This window comes from Janibacter sp. CFPM2_SD2 (genome assembly GCF_057364645.1).
In genome coordinates, this window is the sequence record NZ_JBNFOF010000382.1 from 1 (window position 1) to 816 (window position 816).

General features: G+C 76.0%; 2 protein-coding genes. Both read right to left on the bottom strand.

Translation table 11 applies throughout. The features are described 5' to 3' along the window. A partial coding sequence (locus AC2W7J_RS18520) for an SDR family NAD(P)-dependent oxidoreductase (protein WP_485984262.1) occupies positions 1-244 on the bottom strand: 244 nt, incomplete at its 3' end. Next, a partial coding sequence (mftE, locus tag AC2W7J_RS18525) for a mycofactocin biosynthesis peptidyl-dipeptidase MftE (RefSeq protein WP_485984264.1) occupies positions 241-816 on the bottom strand: 576 nt, incomplete at its 5' end. The genes AC2W7J_RS18520 and mftE, both read right to left, overlap by 4 nt.

Genomic DNA, 816 nt, shown 5'->3' on the forward strand with positions numbered 1-816 from the left:
GACCGCGTCGGCCACGGCCGCGGGGTCGCGCACGTCGGCGACCCGGGTGACGACCCGGCCGCCGGCTCGCGGGTCGGCGGCGACCGACTCGAGGTCGTCGACCGTCGGCATCGGGGTAGGGGTGGGCGGTGGGGCCGGCGCACGCGTCGAGCGCGAGGACGTCGTAGCCCTCCTCCGCGAGACGAAGGGCGGTCGCCGCCCCCATGCCGCGGGCGGCCCCGGTGACGAGCGCGACCCGGTTCATGACGACGGTTCCACCGTGGGCTCCAGGGCCTGCTCGACGACGTCGTCGACCATCGCGGTGAGGACCGAATTACCCTCGGCGGCGCTCGCTCCGGTCGGGTCGCCGAGCACGCCGTTGGGCGAGACGGCGATGACCCCACCGGACATCATCGCGGGCAGGATCTCGGCGAGGGGCCGGCAGTCGCCGGGCTCGGCGCGGTCGAGACGGACGGACTCGGGGCGCAGGTGGAGTAGAAGCGAGGTCTCGGTCCGCCCGGCGTGCAGGTCCACGCTCTCGGTGGCGCACGCGGCCCAGTCGACGTCGTGGCCCTCGTCGACGAGCTGCCCCACGGCGGCGGTCAGCGCCTGGCTGTTGCCGCCGTGCCCGTTGACGAGCAGCACCCGTGGGGCCCAGGTGCGGGCCGAGCGGACGAGCTCGACGACGACCTGGCGCAGGACGTCGGTGCCGATCGAGATGGTCCCGGGGAAGTGCTGGTGCTCGCCGCTCGACCCGAGCGCGACGACGGGGCGCGACCCACGCCGTCGTCCCCGCGGCGGTGAGCCGCTCGGCCACCGCCCTGGGGCGACGGCGGT